This window comes from Peribacillus sp., assembly GCF_059453735.1.
On the sequence record NZ_JAZVJO010000539.1, the window covers coordinates 1 to 1,990 of the forward strand.

Below are 1,990 nucleotides of genomic sequence, written 5' to 3' on the forward strand. Positions count from 1 at the left end.
AATTGATGCCAAATAAATTTAGCAAAAATATCAGTAGCTTAACTTTTATATGAAAAACTTCTCGGGGGTCTGCCAAGCGGAAGGGGCCGACAAGCCCCTGAGAGCGTCTTTCAATAGATTACAAACATAGGTACTTTTAAATTACAGAATGAAATGTCATGATATTTCTCGGAAATATGCTTCGCAGCCAATTGAAAGAGAACCTGGAATGCCATTACTTTACAGATGAAAGTGAGGATACTTTTGAATATATGCAGCAGCGATATCAATTGTTTATAGAAGCTGGCGAATCTTTGGAGGCTGGAGACACTTTAAAATGTGCGATGTACCTGGACTCTATCAAAATTTTAGATGCAAAGTTTCATGAAGATGCAATGAATTAGAAACTCGAGAACGCCAGGCGGAGGATATTATTGACTCATGAGAGTTGTTTGAAAATTAAGAAAGATATTGTTTAAAATAAAACTTTTAATTATGGGAAAACTAATTGATTTGGAAGCGATTGCTAGAACAGATTGGGCAAAAGCTTCTCTTGAGAAAAAACCTGCTGCATTTTTAATATTTGCAGGTCTTGTTACTGTGCTCGTTTCATTGTTTACCCCTTATTGGCTTGAGGCAAAATTTTTCTGTGGGGGCGAGATGATAGAAGCGCAGAGAATAGACGGATACACTACGACTCAAGGCATCTTTATATTGATACTTCTTGTGTTCGCTGCTTACGGATTGTTTTATCAGCAGTATGGTGTCGTAACGGTTGCCAGTCTTATTATCTGTGTGTTAGCTGCAGTATATCATGTCTGGGCTGAAACTTTTACATTGGAGCTTACAATTAATGGGGTGACTAAAACTGTTGAAGAGTTCCGCAATGATTTATACAATTTGGGAGGACTGGTAGGAGAAACCACAGGTATGAGGTATGAGGCTTATGGTAGTATGGTTGCTATGGTTGGTAGTATGGTTTCTCTCTTCTTTAGTTTCATAATGTTTAAGAAAAGCAAATAAATCTAAAAAATCCAAGAGGCTAAGAAATATCATGATGCTTTTGTAATTTAATTAGGCTGTGAAAATCAGATTATTGGGAGCCGTTATAACATTGGCATTTCTGCTCTATTGTTGTGAATGGATTGAAAGCTATGTTGAAATAGGCTCGATGTCGTGTCTGAAAATATGAAATGTCATGATATTTCTCGGAAATATGCGCAAAGTTTTTTAAATTTGTGAGATTTAAAACTAATGCCAAAATTTTTCTTGAAATATTATGAAGAAGTTCTCTTTACCTAAAGACGGTGGCCTTATCGAGGCTGGTCTTCCAAATGGTGTCAAGCACACTTTCGAAAGAATCCCTGCACATATTTTCGAGGACGAGGATGCTGCAAGCGAGCGCATCGCCGAGAAGATCGCAGAAGCAATCAATTCATGTGACGGAGTCTACAGGCTCGGTCTTTCTACAGGTTCATCTCTCATCGGTATCTACCGCAGCTTGGTAAGACGCTATGAAGCAGGTGAACTTTCGTTTAAGAATGTAGAGATTTACAGCACTGACGAGTATTATCCAGCTCCTGCAGACAATCACAGCCGTAACCGCAGACTCTATGAGGAGCTCGTGGCAAAGGTTGACATCAACCCTGAGAATGTGTTTGTTCCTAAGATCACTGAGGCTAAGGAGGCTGCTGAAGTTTCTGAGTACTGTGCAGCATTTGATGCAAAGGCAAGATGTCTTGACCTTCTTGTCATGGGAATGGGTGAGAAAGGTCAGGTAGGATTTAACGAGGCCGGTACTACAGAGCACAGCCGTACAAGAACTGTTCTCCTTCCATACGCTTCAAGAAAGAGACAGATGAAGAACTTCGGTGGCAATCTCGCTGCTACACCGAATACTGCAGTGGCAATGGGTATCTCGACAATGCTCAGCGCCAAGAAGATTCAGCTTGTTGCATGGGGTGAGGACAAGGCAGCTGTCGTGAAGAGAGTTTCTGAGGATAAGGCAGAT

Annotated in this window: 3 protein-coding genes; all 3 read left to right on the forward strand. The window is 40.5% G+C overall.

Features of this window, described 5'->3' with window-relative positions; translation table 11 throughout:
- The first annotated feature begins 158 nt into the window (after positions 1-158).
- Positions 159-383, forward strand: a complete 225-nt coding sequence (locus AC52RT_RS17795; RefSeq protein WP_495541985.1) for a hypothetical protein — start codon at positions 159-161, stop codon at positions 381-383.
- A 91-nt stretch (positions 384-474) separates the two neighbouring features.
- Entirely contained in the window at positions 475-1,002 is a 528-nt protein-coding gene (locus tag AC52RT_RS17800) for a hypothetical protein (RefSeq protein ID WP_495541986.1), read from the forward strand.
- A gap of 256 nt (positions 1,003-1,258) precedes the next feature.
- Positions 1,259-1,990: 6-phosphogluconolactonase (locus tag AC52RT_RS17805; protein ID WP_495541987.1), on the forward strand; the 732-nt coding region annotated here is incomplete at its 3' end.